The organism is Streptomyces sp. NPDC053474 (assembly GCF_044544845.1).
GTDB lineage: Bacteria > Actinomycetota > Actinomycetes > Streptomycetales > Streptomycetaceae > Streptomyces.
Map to the genome: position 1 here is coordinate 1 of NZ_JBITXV010000033.1, position 21,847 is coordinate 21,847.

General features: G+C 73.3%; 23 protein-coding genes. 9 read left to right on the forward strand and 14 right to left on the reverse strand.

The features are described 5' to 3' along the window. Together ACIG3E_RS40345 and ACIG3E_RS40350 are read right to left on the reverse strand one after the other, a co-directional pair. Positions 1-1,034: AraC family transcriptional regulator (locus ACIG3E_RS40345; RefSeq protein WP_399626096.1), on the reverse strand; the 1,034-nt coding region annotated here is incomplete at its 3' end. A gap of 56 nt (positions 1,035-1,090) precedes the next feature. Then, complete coding sequence (locus ACIG3E_RS40350; protein ID WP_399626099.1) at positions 1,091-2,017, reverse strand: NADP-dependent oxidoreductase; 927 nt, start codon at positions 2,015-2,017, stop codon at positions 1,091-1,093. 376 nt (positions 2,018-2,393) lie between these two features. Between ACIG3E_RS40350 and ACIG3E_RS40355 the strand changes: the two genes are divergently transcribed. The 3 genes from ACIG3E_RS40355 to ACIG3E_RS40365 all read left to right on the forward strand — a co-directional run bounded on the left by ACIG3E_RS40355 (position 2,394) and on the right by ACIG3E_RS40365 (position 4,601). Then, a complete protein-coding gene (locus ACIG3E_RS40355; protein ID WP_399626100.1) occupies positions 2,394-3,518 on the forward strand; it encodes a hypothetical protein in 1,125 nt (374 codons plus the stop codon). 143 nt (positions 3,519-3,661) lie between these two features. After that, positions 3,662-4,348 carry a TNT domain-containing protein gene (locus tag ACIG3E_RS40360; RefSeq protein ID WP_399626160.1) on the forward strand — a complete coding sequence of 229 codons (687 nt, stop codon included), beginning with the start codon at positions 3,662-3,664 and terminating at the stop codon, positions 4,346-4,348. 19 nt (positions 4,349-4,367) lie between these two features. Continuing rightward, on the forward strand, positions 4,368-4,601 hold the full coding sequence (locus tag ACIG3E_RS40365; RefSeq protein WP_399626102.1) for a hypothetical protein: 234 nt from the start codon (positions 4,368-4,370) through the stop codon (positions 4,599-4,601). 59 nt (positions 4,602-4,660) lie between these two features. On the opposite strand, the gene ACIG3E_RS40370 is transcribed toward ACIG3E_RS40365, so the two are convergent. Together ACIG3E_RS40370 and rpmF are read right to left on the reverse strand one after the other, a co-directional pair. Further along, positions 4,661-5,191: a GNAT family N-acetyltransferase gene (locus tag ACIG3E_RS40370; protein ID WP_399626104.1), complete on the reverse strand. Its 531-nt coding sequence runs from the start codon at positions 5,189-5,191 to the stop codon at positions 4,661-4,663. A 42-nt stretch (positions 5,192-5,233) separates the two neighbouring features. Further along, entirely contained in the window at positions 5,234-5,404 is a 171-nt protein-coding gene (gene rpmF, locus ACIG3E_RS40375; protein ID WP_399626108.1) for a 50S ribosomal protein L32, read from the reverse strand. A gap of 335 nt (positions 5,405-5,739) precedes the next feature. Here rpmF and ACIG3E_RS40380 point away from each other — a divergent pair, with 335 nt between their 5' ends. Both ACIG3E_RS40380 and ACIG3E_RS40385 read left to right on the forward strand, forming a co-directional pair. Further along, the gene (locus ACIG3E_RS40380; RefSeq protein ID WP_399626111.1) at positions 5,740-6,624 is read left to right on the forward strand and encodes a MerR family transcriptional regulator; all 885 of its coding nucleotides are present in this window, start codon (positions 5,740-5,742) and stop codon (positions 6,622-6,624) included. Next, positions 6,621-7,835, forward strand: a complete 1,215-nt coding sequence (locus ACIG3E_RS40385; protein ID WP_399626113.1) for a glycosyltransferase — start codon at positions 6,621-6,623, stop codon at positions 7,833-7,835. Before ACIG3E_RS40380 ends, ACIG3E_RS40385 begins: the two co-directional genes overlap by 4 nt. A 164-nt stretch (positions 7,836-7,999) precedes the next feature. Here the strand turns inward: ACIG3E_RS40385 and ACIG3E_RS40390 are convergent, their stop codons facing one another. The 3 genes from ACIG3E_RS40390 to ACIG3E_RS40400 all read right to left on the reverse strand — a co-directional run bounded on the left by ACIG3E_RS40390 (position 8,000) and on the right by ACIG3E_RS40400 (position 10,919). Further along, positions 8,000-9,100, reverse strand: coding sequence for a glutathione S-transferase family protein (locus ACIG3E_RS40390; protein ID WP_399626115.1), 1,101 nt, complete (start codon positions 9,098-9,100; stop codon positions 8,000-8,002). After that, positions 9,097-9,342 carry a hypothetical protein gene (locus ACIG3E_RS40395; protein ID WP_399626117.1) on the reverse strand — a complete coding sequence of 82 codons (246 nt, stop codon included), beginning with the start codon at positions 9,340-9,342 and terminating at the stop codon, positions 9,097-9,099. The genes ACIG3E_RS40390 and ACIG3E_RS40395 overlap by 4 nt, the downstream gene beginning before the upstream one ends. A gap of 80 nt (positions 9,343-9,422) precedes the next feature. Continuing rightward, entirely contained in the window at positions 9,423-10,919 is a 1,497-nt protein-coding gene (locus tag ACIG3E_RS40400) for a cytochrome P450 (protein ID WP_399626119.1), read from the reverse strand. Between the two features lie 110 nt (positions 10,920-11,029). Here ACIG3E_RS40400 and ACIG3E_RS40405 point away from each other — a divergent pair, with 110 nt between their 5' ends. Next, positions 11,030-11,647 carry a TetR/AcrR family transcriptional regulator gene (locus tag ACIG3E_RS40405; protein ID WP_399626122.1) on the forward strand — a complete coding sequence of 206 codons (618 nt, stop codon included), beginning with the start codon at positions 11,030-11,032 and terminating at the stop codon, positions 11,645-11,647. Positions 11,648-11,692: 45 nt separating this feature from the next. Here the strand turns inward: ACIG3E_RS40405 and ACIG3E_RS40410 are convergent, their stop codons facing one another. From ACIG3E_RS40410 to ACIG3E_RS40420, 3 genes are all read right to left on the reverse strand, one after another. After that, complete coding sequence (locus ACIG3E_RS40410) at positions 11,693-11,908, reverse strand: DUF5999 family protein (protein ID WP_399626125.1); 216 nt, start codon at positions 11,906-11,908, stop codon at positions 11,693-11,695. Between the two features lie 118 nt (positions 11,909-12,026). Next, positions 12,027-12,521: a hypothetical protein gene (locus ACIG3E_RS40415; RefSeq protein WP_399626127.1), complete on the reverse strand. Its 495-nt coding sequence runs from the start codon at positions 12,519-12,521 to the stop codon at positions 12,027-12,029. A gap of 45 nt (positions 12,522-12,566) precedes the next feature. Next, positions 12,567-13,844: an MFS transporter gene (locus ACIG3E_RS40420; RefSeq protein ID WP_399626129.1), complete on the reverse strand. Its 1,278-nt coding sequence runs from the start codon at positions 13,842-13,844 to the stop codon at positions 12,567-12,569. 95 nt (positions 13,845-13,939) lie between these two features. On the opposite strand from ACIG3E_RS40420, the gene ACIG3E_RS40425 reads away from it, so the two are divergent. Then, on the forward strand, positions 13,940-14,533 hold the full coding sequence (locus tag ACIG3E_RS40425) for a CGNR zinc finger domain-containing protein (protein WP_399626132.1): 594 nt from the start codon (positions 13,940-13,942) through the stop codon (positions 14,531-14,533). Positions 14,534-14,570: 37 nt separating this feature from the next. On the opposite strand, the gene ACIG3E_RS40430 is transcribed toward ACIG3E_RS40425, so the two are convergent. Both ACIG3E_RS40430 and ACIG3E_RS40435 read right to left on the reverse strand, forming a co-directional pair. After that, on the reverse strand, positions 14,571-15,287 hold the full coding sequence (locus ACIG3E_RS40430; protein WP_399626134.1) for an HD domain-containing protein: 717 nt from the start codon (positions 15,285-15,287) through the stop codon (positions 14,571-14,573). Between the two features lie 81 nt (positions 15,288-15,368). Then, positions 15,369-16,355, reverse strand: a complete 987-nt coding sequence (locus tag ACIG3E_RS40435) for a helix-turn-helix transcriptional regulator (protein WP_399626136.1) — start codon at positions 16,353-16,355, stop codon at positions 15,369-15,371. 146 nt (positions 16,356-16,501) lie between these two features. On the opposite strand from ACIG3E_RS40435, the gene ACIG3E_RS40440 reads away from it, so the two are divergent. Next, entirely contained in the window at positions 16,502-16,897 is a 396-nt protein-coding gene (locus ACIG3E_RS40440) for a RidA family protein (protein WP_399626161.1), read from the forward strand. A gap of 72 nt (positions 16,898-16,969) precedes the next feature. Here the strand turns inward: ACIG3E_RS40440 and ACIG3E_RS40445 are convergent, their stop codons facing one another. Then, positions 16,970-18,322 (reverse strand): phosphatase PAP2 family protein, encoded by a 1,353-nt coding sequence (locus ACIG3E_RS40445; RefSeq protein ID WP_399626137.1) that lies wholly within the window; start codon positions 18,320-18,322, stop codon positions 16,970-16,972. Between the two features lie 268 nt (positions 18,323-18,590). Further along, on the reverse strand, positions 18,591-20,108 hold the full coding sequence (locus tag ACIG3E_RS40450; RefSeq protein ID WP_399626138.1) for a methionine--tRNA ligase: 1,518 nt from the start codon (positions 20,106-20,108) through the stop codon (positions 18,591-18,593). A gap of 484 nt (positions 20,109-20,592) precedes the next feature. On the opposite strand from ACIG3E_RS40450, the gene ACIG3E_RS40455 reads away from it, so the two are divergent. Continuing rightward, entirely contained in the window at positions 20,593-21,840 is a 1,248-nt protein-coding gene (locus ACIG3E_RS40455; protein WP_399626139.1) for an MFS transporter, read from the forward strand. Positions 21,841-21,847: the final 7 nt, after the last annotated feature.

Genomic DNA, 21,847 nt, shown 5'->3' on the forward strand with positions numbered 1-21,847 from the left:
ATGGCGGTGGGTTTTCGCTCCTTTTTACGCTGTTTGGGGGGGCGCGCCCGCCCCCCCCCCCCCCCCGCCCCGGGGGCCCCCCCGGGGCGGGGGGCCCCCCCCCCGGGGGCGGGCCCCCCACGCCGGTAGCCGCCGGGGGCCTGTCCGTACTCGCGCTTGAAGGCCTTGGCGAAGGCGTACTCGGAGCCGTAGCCGGTGCGGGCGGCGACCGTGGTGAGGGGGACCTCGGACTCCCGCAGGAGCTGGGCGGCGGTCGTCATCCGCCAGCGCGTCACGTACGCCATCGGCGGCTCGCCGACCAGCGTCGCGAAGCGGCGGGCGAAGGCCGCGCGGGACAGGCCCGCGCGCTCGGCCAGGGACTCGACGGTCCACTGGTGGGCCGGGTCCGTGTGGATCGCGGTGAGGGCCGGGGCGACCGCGGAGTCGCTGAGCGCGGCGGCCCAGCCCTTGGCGGCCGAGGGCGGCTGGTCCTCGAGCCAGGCCCGCAGGATGTAGAGCAGGAGCGAGTCGATCAGGGCGGGGACGATCCCGGCCGAGCCGATGCGCGGATGCTCCAGCTCGGTGCCGAGGAGCTGGACGGCGGTGCTCAGCTCGGGGTGGCGGCCGTGCCCAGTGGACAGGTGGACGACCTCGGGCAGCTGGCCCACCAGCGGATGCGGACGCCCCTGATCCAAGTGGTAGTTGCCGCACAGCAGACTGGTGCGCGGCCCGTCGCCGCCGAGCGAGACCGTGCCGAGGGGCGATCCCGGGCTGAACTGCTCGGCCCGCTCCTCCTCGGCCGGGGTCGAGGGGTGGTCGGCGAGGACGTGCGCGGTGCCGTCCCGCAGGAAGACCACGTCGCCCGTGCTGAGAGCGATCGGCGCCACGTGGGGCGCGCCCACGGGGATCAGCCAGCACGTGCCGTGCAGCACCACGTGGAACCCGGCGCCCGCCACGGAGGGGAGGCGCAGGCCCCAGGGCGCGCGCCCCTCGGTGCGCACGGATGTGGGATGGCCGGTCCGCATCGAGCTCAGCGCCTCGGTCAGGATGTCCAACGCCCCGCCCCTTCGTCGTCGTCCACGATCGGGCTGCCCACGATACGGGCCGTTGATCAAACGACGGTCAACACCACCTTGCCCTGCGTGCGACCCGACCCCACCAGCTCGTGAGCCTTCGCCGCCTCGGTGAGGTCGAACGTCGCGGAGACGTGCGGCCGGATCCGCCCGACGTCGATGAGCTGGGCGATCGCTTCCAGGGACGCGTAGTCCGGCTCCACGGAGACGCCCGCGAAGTGGCGGCCCGCCTCCTCGACGGCCGCGGCCAGCTCCTGGTTCCCGTGCTCCATGATGCTCACCAGGGTCCCGCCGGGACGCAGCACCGACAGCGACCGCGCGCCGTCGGACGAGGAGTCGAAGACCACGTCGAGGTCCTTGACCACCTCCGTGTAGTCGGTGGTGCGGTAGTCGATGACCTCGTCGGCGCCCAGGCCGCGCACGAAGTCGTGCTTGGAGGCGCTCGCCAGGGCGGTCACATGCGCCCCGCGCGCCTTCGCGATCTGCACGGCGAAGTGCCCGACGCCGCCCGCGGCGCGGTGGACCAGCACGCGCTGGCCCTCGGTCAGCCGCGCCGCGTCGACGAGGCCCTGCCACGCGGTGAGCCCGGCGAGCGGCACCGAGGCCGCGTGCACGTGGTCGACGGCGGCGGGCTTGCGGGCGACCTGGCGCGAGGGCACGGCGACATAGTCCGCGTACGCGGTGGCCGCACGCGGGAAGAACGGCATGCCGAACACCTCGTCACCGGGCTTGAACCGGGCGCCCGGTGCCGCCTCCTCGACGACGCCGGAGATGTCCCAGCCCACGCCGTACGGCGGCTCGCCGAGCAGCGGGTAGAAGCCCGCCCGGACCGCCACGTCGACCGGGTTCACGCTGCTGGCGTGCACCCGGACGAGCACCTCACCGCCGAGCGGAGCGGGGCGTTCGGTCTCCACGGTCTCCAGGACCTCGGGACCGCCGAAGGACTTCTGGATGACAGCGCGCATGTCGGTTTCTCCTCCTGCTGGGGGCGGGGTGCGGAGGTGATCCCCGGCCCCGCCCGGCGTGTTGATGTGCTCAACCCTAGGAAGATCGAACGATCCGCTGAATATCCTGCGCGCTCCCAAAGATGTCCTGTCGTCTTGTGCGGGTGGAGGGTGGGCCATCCCGGGGTGCCGGGGCTCCAGCGGCCGCCGCGTGGGGTGCGACCGCCCGGCCCCGCTTCCGGCGGAGCCTCGTGTGCGGCCTCGGGTCAACGCGTGCTCCCCCGCGCGGCGGAGGCGGGTGCGCCGGGGGAGCGATGTGCCGGACGCCCCGCGCCGGGGAGGCTCGGGGGCGCGGACGCCCTGAACGCGTACCGCCGCTGCCGACCCGGAGGACACCGTGACGCTCCCGACCGACCGTTCCGACTCCCCTGCGGGGCGCACGGGTTCGCGCCCGCCCGGGGCTGCCACCAGTGCGCCGTGGTGGCGGCGCTGGCCCGCCTGGGTGCCGCGCGCCGCCGCCCTCTGGGCCGTGCTGAGCGCAGCCGTACAGACGGTCTGGGCGGCGTCGGGCACCGGCGTACCGCTGGCGGCCGAGCGGTCCTACCCGTCCGTCGCGCTGCTCGGCACGGCCGTCGCGAGCCTCCTCGCCGCAGTGGTGAGCCTGGCCTCGACGGGGCCGCTCACCCGGCGGGGCCGGATCGCGGTCGGGGTGGCGTTCGCCGTGCTGATCCCCGCGCACGGCTGGACCATGCCGGGGCTTCCTCCCACCTTCGTGACGCTGGCCTCCGGCTCGGGCGTCGACAGTGTCACCGGTCTGGTGCAACTGCTCCTCACGGCGGGGAACACGGTCCTGCTCACCGCGGTCGCCGTGGTCCACCGCCGTCGCCTGAAGGGCCGTTGCCCCCGCTGCGGACAGGTCCACACTGGCGCGAGCGACGGGCCCCTGGCGCATCCGGCGCCGGTGCCCGCCCCGCGCCGGACGAGGGTCACGGCGTACGTCCTGCTGTGCGGCCTGCTGCCGTGGGCCGGGGTGAAGACCGTGTGGCTGTGCGGCGGCGACGCGATCGGGGTGCGGGGCGAGGCCTGGCAGCGGGAGGTCGAGACGGAGTCGTCCGGGGCTTCCCGGGTCCTCGCCTCCGTGGGGATCGACGTCACGGTCCTCGCGGCGCTCCTCGGCATCTTCCTGCTCCTCGGCCTGTTGCACCGCTGGGGGCAGGTGTTCCCGCGCTGGGCGCCGCCGCTGGCCGGGCGGCGCGTGCCCCGACTCCTTCCCCTCGTCCCGGCCTGGCTCACCGGCGCCGGACTCGCCTGCTACGGAACGCTCCTGACCCTCGGCGCCGCGCTCATGGCCTTCGGCGCCCTGCCGACCCCGGAGCCCGAGGGCGTGTTCACCACCGGTTCCGGGCTCGCGTGGATGGTGGCGTTCGGCGGCTTCGCCTTCGGCGGGCTCGGCTGGGCGCTGCTCGTCGGCGCGCGGTCGTACGCCGAGCGGACCCGGCCCCGATGTGTTTTGGCCGAATAGGCGTCACCAGGCATGTCATATCGGTCAGTCGACCCCTCCGAGCTGCGAATAGACCGTCTGTGCGGGTGAACCTTTGTTCCCGCACCGCGGTGCGGGAACAGCCATCAGCGCAGACGAGGAGCCACTGAGTGGACCACAGCCGTGTGATCCGGATCCGTACGACCCTGGCCGCGATGGGAGTGACGGCCACGCTCGCGACGGCCGTGGCGGCGGCCCCCGCCGCGACCGCGGCTCCGGCGCCGAAGCCGCCGACGTCGACCGGCGCGCCGCACGAGCCGTGCACCGGCGCCTTCCAGGACGACGCGCGCCTCGGCCCCCAGTGGCTGCCGAAGAAGGGGCAGCGGCCGGTCGGCCCGCTCCTCAAGGGCTGGAAGCGCACCGGAAAGCTCACTCCGTCCGCGTTCCTGAAGAAGTACTGGCAGGGTCCGACGGACACCGGCGGCTGGAAGTACCCGCCGAACGACGGCTTCGAGACGGTCAACGGCCAGGTCGACAAGCACCGCGAGACCCTTCAGGCGGGCGAGCGCCTGGACCGCTTCGGCTCCGAGTACGGCTCCTTCCTCGCGCCCGCGGGCGACTCCTACGCCGAGCGCGCCCTGCCGCCGCAGAACCTGAACACCCGCGACGCCGCGTACGCCTGCGACTATCGCGTGTACAAGGTGGCCAAGCCGTTCGACGTCTGGCAGGGCGGCATAGCCCCCTGGTTCGAGCAGCCCGGCGGCGGCGAGCAGATCAAGCTCGACCCCGCCTTCCTCGACCCGGGCGAGGGGCAGCGCCTGAACGTGAAGTGGCTCCTCGACCACGACTACCTGAAGCCTGCCAAGGCCTGACGGCGATTGGGCACGCGCAGTGGACGTCCACGCACTGCGGTCCGCGCTGCGCGCCGCCGACGTGGCCGACGGCTACTACTGGATCGAGGGCGTCCACGAACCGGCGCCCACGCCCCCGGACTTCGCGTACCTCCGCGGAGACGGGCAGGGGGCGTGGGAGCTCGGAACGTACGAAAGAGGGGAGTGGCATCCGCTGGCACGGGGCCTGGACGAGGGCGAGGCGTGCCGACGGATGCTGCGGCTCCTGACCTGAGGGAGCGGCACCACGGCCGTGGCGGAACCCGCCCCCACCGTACGCGCGACCCGCCTCGGTCACATGGGGAACGACAGGAGCCGGACCTCTCCGGCGGGCCAGTCCGCTCCGTCCCGCAGGGGCGTCCACATCGTGCGCAGCGGCATCACCACGGGCCCGTCGGCCTGCTCGACGTGCACGTCCTGGTCGAGCGCGCGCCAGCCGAGCCGCTCGTACAGGGCGACGAGCGGGGGGCGGCAGAAGAGCAGTCCGTGGCGTGGTCCCATCGTCCGGGCGTGATCCAGGGCGGCGGCCACGACGGTGCGGGCGAGACCGCGTCCGCGCACGTCCGGCGCGACGGCCACGCCGCCGATGCCCACGACCTCGGTCGTGGTGTCGCCGATCGCTATGGGCAGGCGCAGCACCCCGGCGTGGGCCACCAGGCGGCCGTCGAGACGGACGCCGAAGTGCTCGTCCTTGGGCAGCCAGGTGAGGCCGGTGTCCGCGACGCCGAAGGGGTCGGGGCCGTCGCCCAGGATCTCGTTCTGGTCGGCGGGCGTGTACTCCGCGAGCCGCTCGGCGGTCGCCGGTTCAGACAGGTGATCAGTCATGTCGGCATGATCCCGCAGCGGCGGGGGAGGGAGCCCGCCGGGTCAGCCCTCGACGGGAATGAGCCCGCGCTCGTACGCCTTCACCAGGCGCTGCGGCACGTGAACGGTGACGCCGTCGACCGTGACCGGGACCAACTGGGCCGTGCTGGCCTTCCACTGGGCACGGCGGTGACGCGTGTTGCTGCGGGACATCTTCCGCTTGGGGACGGCCATCGGGAACCTCCTGGGGGTGGGGTGCGCGAACACGCCGACCGTACATGAAAATGGCTTCCATTAACAAAAGGGCGGCCTCGCGGGGCGCGGGTCGGTCACCTCGCGAGGCGCCCGGTCGGCCGTCGGACGTGATGGACGGCACCGAGGTGTGGCGTCTGGAACGCCGTGAACGGCGCGGCCGCCGACCAGCCGCCCACCCCGCACGCGGACGGCACGAGCGGCAGGGCGGCGACGGCCAGGCTGCCCCGGCGCTCAACCGCGCCGACCGGCGGCAGCCCCGTTGACCCTCACGCCACGTCAGGCCGCACGCTGTACGCGACGAAAGGGCAAGCGCCATGAGCTACACCGTCGGGCAGGTCGCCGGCTTCGCCGGGGTCACGGTCCGTACCCTGCACCACTACGACCGGGCCGGACTGCTCGCGCCCGGCGCGCGGAGCCCGGGCGGCTACCGCCTCTACAGCGACAGCGACCTCGCCCGCCTCCAGCAGATCCTGTTCTACCGGGAACTGGGCTTCGCGCTCGACGAGATCGCCGAGATCCTGGCGGACCCGCAGGCCAACGCGCTCGACCAGCTGCGGGCCCGGTGCCAGGCGCTGCGAGAGCAGATCGGCAAGCTGGAGCGGCTCGTGGAGGTCGCCGAGCGGGCCATGGAGGTGCAGCAGACCGGCGTGCGGCTCAGCCCGCGCGAGCGGTTCGAGGTGTTCGGCGAGATCGGCTTCGACCTCAGCTACGCCACGGAGGCGGAGCTGAAGTGGCAGGACAGCGCCGGGCACCGGCAGGCCATGGCCCGGGCCGCCGAGCACTCCAAGGAGGACTGGGCCCGCATCATGGGCGAGGCGGCCGCCTGGCGCGCCGAGGTGCTCGCCGCCTTCGACGCGGGCGAGGCCGCCGACGGGCCCGCGGCCAGGGCGCTCGCCGAGCGGCACCGGCAGCACATCGGCCGCTGGTTCACGGACTGCCCGCCCGACATGCACCTGCGCATAGCCGACGACTTCGTGGCCGACCCGAGGGCGTTCGCCCTGCTCGTGCCGCCCGCACAACAGCGGCCGGGACTCGCGCGCTATCTGTGGAACGCCATCCGCGCGAACACCACCGCGCACGACCCCGTCAACCCTCACTCTCACCCTAAACCTGAGGGTGAGAGTGACGTGCCGTCAGCTGAAGAAGCAGCCTCACACCAAGCGGCGGAGCCCCGTCCGCCAGCCGAAGGAAGCCGATGAAGATCCTGATCACCGCCGCCGGTTCGTACGGCGACATCGCCCCGTACACGGGCCTCGGCGCCCACCTGGCCACGGCGGGCCACGACGTCACGCTCGCTGCCCACGACACCTTCGAGCACCTGGCGCGCGGCTCCGGCCTGCGGTTCTGCTCCCTGCCCGCCGACTCGGGGACGAGCGGACCCGCCGCGAGCCGCAAGGACCTGATCCGGGCCGCGAGCGCGTTCGTACGGCGACTGGGCGCCGGAGTCGCCGACGCCGCCGCGGAAGGCGCCGACCTGCTCGTCCTGTCCACCACCACGGCGCCGCTCGGCTGGCAGCTCGCGGAGGCCATGGACGTGCCGACCCTGGGCGCCTACCTCCAGCCCGCCCATCCGACCCGCGCCTTCGCGCCCGTGGTGAGCGGCGGACGCTCCCTGGGCGCCTGGGGCAACCGTGCCGCGGGCCGCTTCTCGCTGCGCGTGGTCGACCGCGTCTACGCCGACGCGATCCGGGAGCTGCGGGCCCGACTCGGCCTGCCCGCCGCCGCGCCCGCCGCCATCCGCGCGCGGCAGGAAGCAGGGCGTCGGCCCGTGCTGCACGGCTTCTCCCCGGCCGTCGTGCCACGCCCGGCCGACTGGCGGGACGGGCTCGACGTCGTGGGGAACTGGTGGCCGCACCTCGCCGACGGCGCCCGGCTGCCGACCACCGTCGAGGAGTTCCTGGACGACGGCCCGCCGCCGGTGTTCATCGGCTTCGGCAGCATGGCGGCGGGCGAGGGCGAGCGGCTGAGCGACCTGGCCGTCGCGGCCCTGCGCAGGGCCGGGCTCCGCGGCGTGCTCCAGACCGGCCGGGCCGGACTCGACGCCACGGGCGACGGCGTCCTGACGGTCGGTGAGCTGCCGCACGCCCTGCTCTTCCCCCGCATGGCGGCCGTGGTCCACCACGCGGGCGCGGGCACCACGGCGGCGGGACTGCGCGCCGGGGTCCCCGCCGTGCCGGTGCCGGTCGCCGCCGATCAGCCCTTCTGGGCGGCCCGGCTGACCGCGCTGGGCGCCGCGCCCGCCCCCGTCCCGTTCAAGAAGCTCACCGCGGAACGCCTCGCCGACGCCCTCACCCGTGCCGTCCACGACGGCACGCACGCGGCCGCTGCGCAGGCCGTCGCCCGCGTGATGGCGACGGAGGACGGGGCGGGGCAGGTCCTCAAGGCCGCCGAGCGCATCGGACGCGCCTGACATCGGGTGCGCCTGACACCGGTCGCCCCTGACACCGGTCGCCCCTGACATCGGACGCGCCTGACATCGGACGCGCCTGACATCGGACGCGCCTGACATCTGGCGCGCCGGAGGGAGGGCCCGCGCCCGGCCGCCCCGACGGTGACCGCTGCGGCCGACCGCCGTCACGGTCGCCCGGCCGCCGACACCTCCTCGCCCTCCGGCACCGGCCCCGGTGCCGTCCCGTCGCCGAACGGTCGCCCGCCGAGCTGCTCGCGGTGATGCGGCGTCAGCCACCCGCCGAGGTCCGGCCCGAGCGGCACGATGCCCGTCGGGTTGATGCCGGTGTGCACCTCGTAGTAGTGCCGCTTGATGTGGTCGAAGTCGACCGTGTCGCCGAAACCGGGGGTCTGGTAGAGATCGCGGGCGTACGCCCACAGCACCGGGTCCTCGGACAGCTTCCAGCGGTTGCACTTGAAGTGGCCGTGGTACACGGCGTCGAAGCGCACCAGGGTCGTGAACAGGCGGATGTCGGCTTCCGTGAGGGTGTCGCCGACCAGATAGCGGCGGTGCGCGAGCCGCCGCGAGGTCTCCTCCAGGCGGTGGAAGACGTCCCGGCACGCGGCCTCGTACTCGCTCTGGCTGGAGGCGAACCCCGCGCGGTACACGCCGTTGTTGACGTCGTGGTAGATGCCTTCCATGACGTCGTCGATCTCGTCCCGCAGCGGCTGGGGATACAGGTCGGGCGCGCCCGGCCGGTGCAGGTCCCGCCACTCGGTGGCGAGGTCGAGGGTCAGCTGCTGGTAGTCGTTCGTGACCAGTTTGCCGCTGTCCGTGTCCACCAGGGCGGGGACGCTCACGCCGCCCGGATAGCCGGTCTCCCGCGCGTCGTACGCCTCGCTCAGATAGCGGATGCCGAGCACCGGGTCGCGGCCGTCGGGATCCAGGGTGAAGCGCCAGCTCCGGTCGTCCTGGATGGGGTCCACGACCGCCAGGGACAGCGCGTCCTCCAGGCCGAGCAGACGGCGGGAGACGAGCGCGCGGCTGGCCCACGGGCAGGCGAGGCTGACCACCAGGCGGTAGCGCCCGGCCTCGACCGGCCAGCCGTCCCGGCCGTCGGCCGTGACCCGGTCGGTGAAGTGGCTCTTGGAGCGCTTGAAGGGCTTCTTGCCGTACGCGGCGTTGCTCTTCGCCGTGTCCGCGCCGCCGTACTGCGCCGCGGGCGGCTCGCTGTCCCCGCCGGACCCGCTCGCCGCCGCGGCCCCGCCGCTGTCGCCGCCGGTCACCGTACGCTCTCCGCACGCGCGGGGGACGGCAGGGGTGCGAGGTCGTAGACGCGGTTCAGCAGCGACGCCTCGTTGCCCGCGAGGCCCGCCCGGCGCAGGGCCTCGTCGGCGTCCGCGATCGGCACGGCCAGGAGGGCCGCGGTCTGGGGCGAAACGGGATCGGACAGCGCGGCGCGCGCCGTGTGCAGCAGCCGCAAGCAGGCCTGGGCCGCAGCCAGTTCGGGATACGTCGTGCCGGTCATGTCGCTTGGCTCCTTAACCCGCGGGTCCACTGTGTGAAGGTGCAACCTCCACTCTTGCGCACGGGTCTGACAATTGCCCCTCAAGCACCCGGCGCGTATCCATCAGACGGCCCCGGAGCCCCTCTGCGGGTGAGTCGCAGCCGCAGCCCCCGGGGCATCAGCGTGAGGCGTTCGGTGACCCGCAGCCGGTAGTCGGGCTCCGGCAGCAGGTCGTAGCGGCGCAGCAGGAGCGCGAGCACCAGCGTCGCCTCGTGCAGCGCGAACTGACGGCCGATGCAGGCACGCGCGCCCGTGCCGAAGGGCTTGAAGGCGTGCGCGGGCCGCGCGCGCACGGCGGCGGGTGCGAACCGGTCCGGATCGAACTCCTCCGGGCGCGCTCCCCACACCTCCGGGTCCCGGTGCAGCATCACCGCCAGGACGACCGCCCACGCGCCCCGGCGCATCGGATGCACACCGCCGAGCACGGTGTCCTCGCGCGCCTCCCGCGAGAAGGCGGGCGCCGTCGGCCACAGCCGCAGCGACTCGTCGAGCACCCGGCGCACGTACCGCACCTTCGCCACCTGCTCGTACGTGGGTGACGCCGCGTCATCCCACACCTGGTCCACCTCGTCCCGCGCGCGGGCGAGCACGTCGGGGTGGCGCGCCAGATAGTGCAGGGCGAACGACAGGGCGCCGGACGTCGTCTCGTGCCCGGCCACCAGGAACGTGATGACCTGCCGCCGGATGTTCTCGGCGGACAGGCGCTCGCCGGTCTCCGGGTGTGCGACCTCCAGCATCCGGTCCAGGAGGTCACCCCGGGCTCCCGAGGCGTCCGCCGCGCGGCGGGCCGCCACGACCTCGTCCACCGTGCGGTTCAAGTACGCCATGTCGGCGGCGTTGCGCCGCTCGGCGCCGCGCAGCAGTACGGGCGCGAGCGCGGGCGGCACCACGTTGCGGCGCTGGGCGTAGGACAGGGTGCCGACCATGGCGGTCACGAAGGGGTGCGGCCGGGTGCGCTCGAAGGAGCCGAAGTCGTGCCCGAAGCCCGTGCGGGCGATCGTCTCCAGCGTCAGCTTGGTCATGTCGCCGGGCACGTCGACGGCCCGCCCGGCCGCCGCTTCGGCGTCCCAGCGGGCCATCAGCTGCCCGGCCACGTCCAGCATCAGGGGGTGGTAGCCCGCCATGGCGTCCCGGCTGAAGCCGGGGGCGAGGATGTCGTGCGCGAGCTGCCAGTTCGGTTCGTGGTTGTAGGCGGTGAACAGGCCGTCGCCCGCCACCGGCCGCAGATTGGCGACGCCGAGCCCGACGTGCTTGGCGAACCGGGCCTCGTCGGCGAGCTCGCCCGCGAGCCGCGCGCCCCACACGAACACGATCTCCTTGCCGAAGGCCTTGCGCCGGAAGATCGGCCCGAGGTCGGCGCCGATCCGCATCGAGTCCTGTACGGGAGTGCGCGGATCGATGCCGAGCACGTCCCCGAGCAGCGGCACGCGGCGCGGCGGATGCGGGATCCGGCGCAGCCGCGGCCAGCCGAGCTCGGCGCCACGGAACCCCTTGGGCAGCGCGGTGGCACCGCCCGGCTGCCGCGTCGTCTGCGCCATGGCCACCATCTCCCTTGTCAACAAGCCGAGTTCGGCCTTCTTGAACGCGGATTCAATAGGCGGAGCCAGTCTCCGCCCGCTGTTGAACCGACGTCAAGTAAGGTGCTCGTATGGCCGCGAACGCCCACGAGCGCACCCGCCGCAGACTCAGCACGCAGGAGCGCAAGGAACAGCTGCTCACGGTGGGCGCGCGCCTCTTCGCGCGGAATCCCTATGACGAGGTCTGGATCGAGCAGGTCGCCGAGATCGCCGGTGTCTCGCGGGGTCTGCTCTACCACTACTTCCCGACCAAGCGGGACTTCTTCGCGGCCGTCGTGCGGCGGGAGAGCGCGCGCATGCTGAGCCTGACGGCGGCCGAGCCGGGCCTGCCGTTCCGGGAGCAGATCAGCTCCGGCCTCGATGTGTTCCTCGCGTACGTCGAGCAGCACGCCCAGGGCTTCCGGGCCTTCCACAGCGCGGAGGCGGCCGGGGACCCGGTGGTGCGCGCGGTCTACCGCGAGGGCCTCGCCGCCCAGGAGCGGCAGATCCTCGCGGCCCTCGCCGCCGATCCCGGGACCGCGCACCTGGGCGAGGACCTCCCCGCCGTGCGCCTGGCCGTCCGTGGCTGGCTGGCCTTCATGGTCGCCGTGTGCCTGGAGTGGCTCGACACGCTCGACAGCGGGGAGTTGGGCCGCGACCAGGTGCGGGAGCTGTGCGCGCGGGCGCTGCTCGGGGCGATCCTGCCCTGATCGGCGGCCCGTGATCCGTCGTCGGATCCGGTGGCCGTTGGCCGCTCAGGCCGCTATCGCCAGGGCCGGAGGCGGCGGGGGTGCGAGAGGGCGCAGCGGTGGCACCACGCGTCCGTCCGGCAGGATCTCGCCGGTGTCGTCGAAGACGATCGTGCCGTTGCACAGCAGGCTCCAGCCCTGTTCGGGGTGGGCGCTGACGACCAGCGCGGCGTCCCGGTCGGAACCCTGCGCTGACGGGCACGGCGGCTGATGGGCGCACATGGCACACCTCCGGGTCGCTGTACGTCGGTGCCGCTTGGAGTGGCACCCTCTAGTACGTGTAATGACTCCTGCTCGCTCACGGATTCATCGCTCCGGGGGCTTACTAGGGCATGTTGAGTCACGCGGGCGAAAAGCCCGTCGCGAAGTGCTCCAGCAGTGCGCGCCGTGCGCCCTCCGTGTCGTCGCCGAGGCGCTCGGCGACCCACAGGAAGAAGTCGTCGGCGACCGTGTCGATCCAGTCGTCCGCGGGGTCGGCGGGGCCCGGATCCGGGGCCGGGTACCGCAGTTCGAGCTCCGGCCCGCGCGGCCCGAAGACCGTGAACAGGCGGTGCCCGTCCGCCTCGCACGCCTGCCGTACGGCCACCGTGGCGCAGTCCCAGCGCCGGGGCCCGTACTGCAGCCACAGGACCGCCGGGTCAGGATCCTCGGCGTACAGGGCGGCGGCGACGGGCAGTCCGCCCGCGCCGCCGGACCCGCCGTCGAGGTGGAGGAACCCGTGGCAGCGCCCGGACGCGGGCGTGAGCAGCCCCGTGGCCGGGGCCAGCGCCCACACCCGGCCGTGCTGGTCGTAGTCCTGGAGCACCACGGGGTCGCTCGCCGCTCTGGGAGACATCGGGGGCCTTTCCGGGTGGGGCTGCGGTGAAGGGCGATGCGGACGTTACGGCGACACGTGCGGGTTGCCGGGGCATGGCGGCTGCGCGTCCGGGTGACGTACTCCTGGTCGCGTGCCCGCACCGGCTCTCCTCCATGAGAAGGGAAGCCGCCGTCGCGAGGGTGCGGTACAGGCCATGTAGCCCACCGCCGCGAGGAGTTCGCAGCCCGCTGCCACGAGCAGGGCGCCGGGCAGGGACCAGGTGGCGAGCGGTCCGCCGAGCCCCGCGCCGAGCGCGTAGCCGGTGATCTTCAGGCTGGCGCCGGTGGTGAAGATCTGGCCGCGCAGCCGCTCCGGCGCCTCGCGGTGCCGGACCGCGAAAAGGGCCGTGAGCTGGGGGCCTTCGGCGACCCCCGCGATGACCATCGCGGCGAGGAGTGGCACCGGCGCGGCCGTCGCGGCGAGCGCGAACGCGGCGGCGAGCACCAGCGTGCTCGCCAGCACGGTGACGTCGGGCCGCAGCAGCCGCGGCCGCTTGGCCAGCAGGGCGTTGGCGGCGAGCGACGCCGCGGCCAGGACGGTCAGCAGGACCGTACCGGAGTGCGACGATCCGAACGCCTCGGCGCCGAGCAGGGGAGTACAGGCGACGAGCGTGCCGACGCCGACGTACGACACGACGGATGTCAGCGTCGCGCGGGCGAGCGGCCGGGTGCTGCCGATGGCGACGAACCCGGAGACCAGGTCGGCGACGATCGATGTCGCGGCGCTGCCCCCTGATGCCGGGGCGCGGCCGGGCAGGCTCCAGGCCGCGGGCAGCGCCAGCAGGATCAGCGTGAGGGATACGACGACGCTCGCCGGGGCCCCGGCCAGCAGGGCCACAAGACCCGCCAGGGCCGGTCCGGTCAGAGCGGCGACGTTGTAGGTGAGCGCGTCGAGGGCGGTGGCGCGCGGCAGGCCGTCCGGGGCGGCGACGTAGGGCAGTTGGGCGGTCCAGCCACCGGCGAGCGCGGGCCCGAGCAGCCCGCCGAGCACGGCGGTGGCCACCACGATGGGCAAGGGGATCCGCCCCAGGCTCACCAGGATGACGAGGAGCGTGGCCGCGTAGGCCCCGAGCGCCCCCGCGAGCAGCCGCCCCGGCCGTGCCGCCCGGTCCAGCACGGCCCCGATGACCGGCCCGCCCACCGCCGCCGACAACGTGATCCCGGCAAGGAGCGCGGACGCGGCGGAGGCCGACCCGGTCACGGCGAGCCCGGCGAGCAGCAGGGCGGGCCCCGACATCTCGTCACCGGTACGGGCGGCCGCGGCGCCCGCCAGGTAGAAGGCAAGCTGGTAACGCCTGATCATGATGGGCACGTTACGAGGTAACGCAATTCCCATGGAAGAGCGTTACATTTCGGGGTGTGGATCCCTCAAGGAACGACACTGACGGCGGAGGCGACATGGACCACGCGGACGGCGGGCCCGAAGACTGGTCGACCCGGCACTCCGTGTTCCGCACGGCCCGGCGCACCGCCGCGCTCGTCAACGCCCTCGGCGGCGCGGCACCGGACACGCCGACGGAGGCGGAGGTGGCGGCGGTCGAGGCGGTGCTGCGCGAGTACGGCGAGAGCGACCCGCTCGGCCTGTCCGCCGAGGACGTGCGGGCGATGCGCACCGCCGCCGCGTCCCTGTACGACGTCTTCGCCGCACCCGACGTCGACACCGCCGCGCACCGCCTGAACCGGATCCTCGCCGAGAGCTGCGGCCCGGTCCGCCTCACCGCGCACGGCGGCGGCTCGCCGTGGCACCCGCACCTGGACAGCGACGACGAGGCACCCTGGGCGGAGTGGCTCCTCGCCTCGTCCTGCATGGCCCTGACCGTGCTGGTGTGGGATCGCCAGCGGCCGCCGGGCGGCGTGTGCGCGTCACCGCGCTGCGCGCGGGTGTACGTCGCGATCGGCGGCGGCGCGGCCCGCCGTTACTGCTCGCGCCGGTGCGCCACTCGGGAGCGCGTGGCGAGCCACCGCCGGGCGAAGGAGGCAGGCGCCGTGTGAGGTCCTCCGGGGGCGTGGCCTTGCCGGTCGGCCGGGCCTAACCCCGGTATCCCGCGAAGTCGTTCCAGCCCGGTGCCTGCGTGATCTGCTCCCACGTCGGCCGTGCGGCTCCCGTCCGCTCCCGTACGAGATCGCCGGGCAGGCTGAAGAGCGGGGCCTTGCCCGGCTTGACGAGGGCCTGGGCGACGATCGCGTCGCGGAGGGCCGGGGCCGTGTGCAGACGGGGGAGCGCGGCGTGCACACGGTCCGCGTACCCCGGCGGCAGATCACCGGCGCTGCCCGCGACGTCCAGTCGGGCCCCGGCGCTCACCAGCGCGATCTCGGGACGCTTGCGGGAGGCGATGCCCTCGGAGGTGTGCAGGGCGATCGCGTCCCACACGACGTCCACCCGCTCCGGCGAGACCCCCTGCCCGGTGAGGAACGCGGCGGCCAGGTCCGCGCCGTCGACCTCGAACCGCTGCTCGCCGTCGCCCTCCTCGGTGAGGCCGAGGTCATGGAGCACGCACCCGAGGAAGAACAGCTCGTCGTCGTAGTCACGCCCGGGGACCACCCCGCGCCGCTCGCCGACGCAGCGGCCGTACAGGTAGGTGCGGATGCTGTGGTGGAACAGCATCGGCGACGCGATGCCCCGTGTGTACCGCAGTGCCTCTCGCGCCAACTCGCTCTCGGGAAGGCCGAATTCCGCGAACTCCTTGCCGGTGCTGTCATCCGAAACGCGCTCTGTCGCTGTCTGCGTGCGCTGCCGTGTCGTCATGCGGGAAATTCTTCAACGGGCCGAAGGTGTCAGCAATGACGAGAAGCCCACCTATCCAGCCATGGGCACGTCGCTTGAGACCTACGGCAGCGCGGAGGACGGGCCTCCGTAACGGGCGGCCACCGCGGTCGCGCGGTCGTACAGGGCGGTGCGCAACGGCTGCGGGGCCAAGGCTTCCGCGTCCATGCCGAGCTGCCACAGCGCCCATTCGGCGTGGCGGGAGTCCTGGAAGGTCACTTCGAGGCGCAGCCAGTCGTCCGCGTCGGGCTCTTCCGCGCGGACGGCCAGCGCGGTGTCCAGGAGCTCCTCCCGCCGCGCCGGGGCCACCCGGACAAGGACCGTGAGGTGCTCGCCGCCGGAGAGGAACCGCGCGGACCGCTCCCGCCAGATCCGGTCCAGGTCCACCCGGCTCGGCCGCTGTGCCGGTTCGGGGAGTTCCTCGGCGGCCAGCACCCGCGCGAGGCGGTAGGTGCGGTCCGCCCCGGATCTCGTGGCCAGGAGATAGGCCCGGTCGCGGACGGTGACCAGGCCGATCGGGTCCACCGTGCGCCAGCGCGGCGGTTGGCCCGTGGCCGCGTAGTGGATGCGCAGCTTGTGCCCGGCGAGCACCGCGCGCCGGACCTCGGACATGGCGGTGCCGGGCACCTCCTCGGTGACGAGCCTGCGGGAGAGCAGATCGGTCTCCGGGGCGACGAGGAAGCGTTGGGCCGCGTCCCCGGCGGAGTCCCGGTGGCTTTCGGGGAGCGCGTCGACCACCTTCCGCATCGCCGAGGCGAGCGCGGAGCCGAGGCCGAACACCTGCTCGCCGCGGACCGATCCGGCGGTCAGCAGGGCGAGGGCCTCGTCGTGGTTCAGCCCGGTGAGCTCGGTCTGGAAGCCCGGCAGCAGTGCGAAGCCGCCGTGCCTGCCGCGCTCGGCGTAGACCGGGACGCCCGCCGCGGACAGCGCCTCGATGTCGCGCAGCACGGTCCGGGTGGACACCTCCAGCTCCCGGGCCAGCGCGGTCGCGGTCATCCTGCCGTGCCGACGCAGCAGAAGCACCAGGGAGACCAGCCGATCGGCACGCATGCGCGCACTCTCATTCCATACGTGACCAAGGGTGTCGTGATTTGTTGGCAGGCTCGTGGACACGAAGCGACGCGACGTCCCGGTCGGCGGTGGCCGAGCCGATGGACGTACGTACTCCCTGTGAAGCGAATGGAGCTGACGTGACGGTGCGGCGAACGGCGGTCAACCCGGTGACGTGGTCGGTGGGGATGGGGTTCAATCAGGGAGAGGTCGTCTCCGGGCACACCCGGACCCTGTACGTCTCGGGGCAGACCGCGATGAACGGGGACGGCAAGCCCCTGCACGACGGGGACATGGCGGCGCAGCTGGCGCTGAGCATCGACAACGTGGAGGCCGTGCTCGGCGAGGCCGACATGGCCCTGCCGGACCTGGTTCGGCTCAACGTCTACACGACGGACGCCGATCTGCTGCTCCAGCACTACGGCGTCCTGGCGGCACGGCTGGACGCCGCCGGGGTGGCGCCTACGACCACGATGCTCGAAGTGACGCGGCTGGCCGTTCCCGGCCAGCTGGTCGAGCTGGAGGGCACCGCCGTCGCGTGAACGACAGAGCCCACCCGCGCACGGCCGGGCGCGGGTGGGCTCTGGGGTGGTGCACGGTCCACTGCCGAAGAATTACACCAATTCGGGCTGCGGCTTCGCCTGGAGGGAGCGCGCGGGCTTGGGATCCGAGCGTTTGGTGGTGCGTACGTATCCGTAGATCACCGAGGACATCGCGAGAATGAGGAGCGGTCCGAAGAGCCACGGATATGTGGCCATTTCCACGGCCAGGTACCGATAGGACACCAACAGCGCGGCGAAGACCGCGGCGCCATGGGCGACGAGCTGGATTGCGGACCGGTCCCAGCCGAGTGCGAAGGAGCGCACGGCCACCTCGACCGTGAGCGCGAACACCACACCGGCGACGAGGTCCACGCCGTAGTGGTACCCGAAGCCCAGCGTCGCCGTGAGGGTGGCGACGAGCCAGAAGGCGCCCGCGTAGCGCAGCGCCCGCGGGCCCTTGCGGGAATGGATGAAGATGATCGTGGCCCACGCGGTGTGCAGGCTCGGCATGCAGTTGCGCGGGGTGATCTCGTCGTACGTCATGGGGCCCGGCGTGGTGCCCGGCAGGGTGTCCGGCCAGATGTTGGCCACCGCCCAGTGCTCGCCGCCGGTGCCGAAGGCGCCCGTGCCGTAGGCGAAGATCGGCCCGACCACCGGGAAGATCATGTAGATGCTCGGCCCGAGGAGGCCGATCACCAGGAACGTGCGCACCAGGTGGTGGCGCGGGAAGCGGCGCTCGGCCGCCACGTTCCGCAGCTGGTACGCCGCGACGACCACCGCGGCCACCGCCAGCTGGACGTACACGAAGTCCAGGAAGTGCTCGCCGAACGGCCCCGTGGCCCTGATGGCGCGGCCCACCAGCCACGACGGGTTGCCCAGCGCGTGGTCGGCGGTCGCCAGGTACTGGTCGAGGACCGTCGGCCGGGTCTTGGACGTGATGAGCAGCCAGGCGTCACCGGTCTTGCGGCCCGCCACGAGGAGCAGGCCGAGGCCGACGCCCTTGAGCAGCAGCACGCGCTCCTTGCCGGTGCGGCGCGTGACCGCGAAGACGGCGTATCCGAGAACCACCCACAGCGCGCCGTTGCCGAAAGTCAGCTTCTCGCCGAGCGCCCAGCGCACCAGAAAGAAGGGAATGTCGATCGCGACCGCGATGCCGAGCGCGACAAACCTTTCCCGCCAGGTGAGCACCACCATCATCAAGGCCATTCCGGCATACAGCAGGGGCCCCGACGCGGGCGGATATATCACCTCTTGCACCTGATTGGTGAGCGGCCCCGGAAGGCCGTAGCGGCGCGCGGTGATTTCCAGGGCGATGAGGAAGCCGAGGGTCACCACGCCCGCGGCGGCCCACAGGACAACCCGTGGTTGACGCCACGCGGCGAAAGAAATTCTGCAGTTAATTCGCGAGATCAACCGCGATACCATGGATATCAATTGTTTGGCCGATTTGGTAGATGTTGACTAAACGGTTCGCTCTTTGTGCCGCGTGGCACGGATTTCCGGTCGGGGTGGGCGGCGGTGGTCGTGAGTCCGATCATGCTATCGGAGTGACGTGGGTGGGTTTCCCTGGTCACGGGCTGTAAGAAGGTAAGTCGATCCTGTGCTCGAAAGTCCAGTGGCTAACGGCGATCGGGAAACTCTCGACACCCCAGGGCATCGAGAGCACCACGCGTCAGCCGGGTCAGCCCGGGTCTCAGTCCCCGTCGACCCGGGCGAACAGGGGCCGCGCCGCCGGGACGCGGCCGTCGGTTTCGGCCAGCTGCGCCGCGACGCGGGCCGCCGCCTCCGGTACGAAGGGGGCGAGCTGGTCGGACAGGGTGCGGCAGGCGCGCAGCAGGGCGGCGAGCACCGCGTCGAGACGGTCGCCCGCGAGGCGGTCCCCGGCGCGCTCGGCCCTGGCCAGCTCCCAGGGGCGCGTCGCGTCGACGCAGCGGTTGGCCTCCTCCACGATCTGCCACACCGCGCCCGTCGCCCGCCGGAAGTCGAAGTCCGCCAGGGCCGCGTCGACCTCGTCCTGGACGCGGCGACAGGCCGCGTCGAGCCGCTCGGTGCCCGCGACGGCGGCCCGCGCGGGGGCGACGCGGCCGTCGCGGAAGCGGTGGGCCATCGTCACGACCCGGTTGACGAGGTTCCCGAGGCCCCCGGCGAAGTCGGCGTCGGCCCGCGCGACGAGCCGCTCCCGGGTGAAGTCCGCGTCCCCGACCCTGGGCACGTCCCGCAGCAGCCACCAGCGCACCGCGTCCGTGCCGTAGGCCGCGGCCAGCTCCGCCGGGTCGACAGTCGTGCCGCTGGACTTGCTGATCTTGCGGCCGTCGACGGTGAGGTAGTCGTGGACGAGGACGTCCGTGGGCAGCGGAAGCCCTGCCGACAGGAGCATGGCGGGCCAGTAGACGGCGTGGAAGCGCACGACGCCCTTGCCCACGAGGTGGACGCGGCGGGTGCTCCGCTCCCACCAGCGGGTGTACGCGGGATCGTCGGTGCCATGGCCGAGGCTGGTGACGTAGTTGCCGAGGGCGTCCCACCAGACGTACACGACCTGGCTCGGGTCGTCAGGGACGGGGATGCCCCAGCCCCGGGCGCGCGTGTGCGAGCGGGAGACCGAGAAGTCGTGCAGGCCGCCGTCGATGAGGGCGAGCACCTCGTTGCGGCGCGCGGCGGGTTCGACGCGCAGCTCGCCGGAGGAGATCAGCGCGCGCAGCCGGTCCGCGTACCGGGAAAGCCGGAAGAACCAGTTCTCCTCCGCGACGGGCTGCGGCTCGGTGCCGTGCTCGGCGCAGCGCCCTTCGACGAGTTCGGCCGGGGTGTAGAACTGCTCGCAGCCGACGCAGTACAGGCCCTCGTAGTGCTTGCGGTAGAGATCACCGGAAGCCGCGCACCGGCGCCACAGGTGCTCCACGCCCACGCGGTGGCGCGGGTCGCGGCTGGTGCGGATGAAGTCGTCGAAGGACAGGGCGAGCGGTGCGCGCAGCGCCTCGAAGGCCTCCGCGTTGCGGTCGACGAATTCCTGCACGGGCACGCCCTCGGCCTCGGCGGCCAGGACGTTCTTCAGTGAGTTGTCGTCCGTCCCGGTCAGGAGCCGGACCTCGTCGCCCCGATGGCGCCGGTGGCGGGCGAGGACGTCCGCCTGGACCAGTTCGAGGGCGAAGCCCAGGTGCGGGCGGGCGTTGACGTAGGGGATCGTCGTCGTGACGTACGTACGGGGTGTGGTCATCGGAACCTCCAGTGGAGAGGCGGGGCTCCGAAGCCGCTCGGAAACGGAACGAGGCCCCGACTCGGGGCCTCGGAAACGCGAACGTCCGGTATCAGCAGCCCCGTTGCGGGGGCATCATGGCGAAGAGGTACTCGGACGTGATCATGGTGGGGATGGTAGCAGCCGCCGTGGGGCGGGGGCGGGGAATTTCCGGCGAGGTCAGGGGAGCGGCTCGGCGGTGGGCGCGCGACCGTCTTTTGGGGCGTGCGGGCGCGTAGGAGCCTTCCGGGGCGTGCGGCGGCTTCCCGGGGCGTGGGGTGCGGGACACGTGGGGTGCGCGGCAGTCTCCCGGGCGCGGGGCACACGGCGAGCTCCCGGGGCGAGAGGCACACGGCCGGGCCGACAGGACGTCGGCCCCGGACTACGGCGTCGCGTACCTGCCAGACCGCAGGCCGCGCCCCTGCTGGACTGAGGCTCGCGATCAGCCCCTCACCAGGACGGACCCATGCCTTCCGCCATCGCCGCCGCAGCCCTGCCCGCCCCTGACGGCCCCACCACGGCCGACCGGCCTCCGCTTGTGCGGTGGCTGGCCGTCGCCACGGTCACGTGGGGGATCTTCGCCATCGTGACGGTGGAGATCCTGCCCATCGGCCTGCTCCCCGCCATCGGCCGTGACTTCCGGGTCACGGACGGCACGGCGGGGCTGATGATGACCATGCCCGGCCTGCTGGCGGCGCTGTCCGCGCCCGTCGTGACCGTGGCGACCGCGCGCGTGGACCGGCGCGCGATGCTCGGCGCGTTCATGCTGCTGCTCGCGGCGGCGAGCGCCCTCGCGGCGGCCGCGCCCGGCTACTGGCTCGTGCTCGTCTCCCGCGTCGCCGTGGGCGTCACCATCGGCGGCTTCTGGTCGATCGCGGCCGGTCTGGCCGAACGCCTCGTGCCGCGCGAGTCGGTGGGGCGGGCCAAGGCGGTCATCTTCTCGGCCGTCCCCCTCGGTTCGGTTCTCGGCGTACCCCTCGGCACCTACATCGGGGACGTGGCCGGATGGCGGACCGCCTTCGCCACGATGGCAGCTCTGACCGTGGCCGTGTGGGTGGCGATGCTGGTGCTGCTGCCCGCGCTGCCGCCCGCCGAAGCCGTCCACCCGAGGGTCCTGCGCGGGCTGCTGCGGCGCTCCGGCACCCGGCTCGCGCTGCTCATGACGTTCCTCGTCGTGCTCGCGCATTTCGGTGCCTATACGTACGTAGCACCCTTCCTGGCCGAGGTGACGCGGGTGAGTCCGGGCCTGGTGACCCTGTTCCTGCTGGCGTACGGCGCGGCCGGGGTCGTCGGGAACTTCGTGGGCGGGGCGGTGGCGGCGCGTCGGCCGCGGACCGCGTTCGCCGTCGCGGCGGGGCTGATCGCCCTGGCCACGCTGGCGCTTCCGGTCGCCGGGCAGTGGGCGGGCGGCGCGGTCGCGCTGCTCGTCGTGTGGGGCGTGGCCTACGGCGCCGTGCCGGTGTGCTCGCAGACCTGGTTCGCCGTCGCGGCGCCCGGCGCGCCGGAGGCGGCCTCGGTCCTCTTCACCGCTTCCTTCCAGGCGACCTTCTCGCTGGGCGCGCTGGCGGGCGGCGCCGTGGTGGACCGGGCGTCCGCGGCCGCGGTGATGGTCTGCGGTGGTGTGGTCGCCGCTGCGGCGGTGCTGCTCGCGTGGGGCGCGGGCCGGGCGGGCGGCCCGGCGCCCACCGTGGCCGGTGGGCGCCGGGACCGGTGACGGCAGG